Source organism: Paenibacillus agri (assembly GCF_013359945.1).
Lineage (GTDB): Bacteria > Bacillota > Bacilli > Paenibacillales > Paenibacillaceae > Paenibacillus_AQ > Paenibacillus_AQ agri.
In genome coordinates this window covers 1-279 of record NZ_JABWCS010000100.1, presented here as the reverse complement: position 1 = coordinate 279, position 279 = coordinate 1, and the positions used below count along the sequence as shown (strand labels likewise).

General features: G+C 51.6%; 1 rRNA gene. It reads right to left on the bottom strand.

Going from position 1 to position 279, the window contains the following annotated elements:
* Positions 1-279, bottom strand: a 23S ribosomal RNA gene (locus tag HPT30_RS31305); the annotation flags it as partial.

Genomic DNA, 279 nt, shown 5'->3' with positions numbered 1-279 from the left:
GCCTCGCCTTAGGTCCCGACTTACCCTGAGCGGACGAGCCTTCCTCAGGAAACCTTGGGCTTTCGGCGGATCAGATTCTCACTGATCTTTTCGTTACTCATACCGGCATTCTCACTTGTATACTGTCCAGCGCTCCTTACGGTACACCTTCAACCTGTATACAACGCTCCCCTACCCCAGATGCAAAGCATCTAGCCATAGCTTCGGTGGTGTGTTTAGCCCCGTTACATTTTCGGCGCAGAGTCACTCGACCAGTGAGCTATTACGCACTCTTTAAAT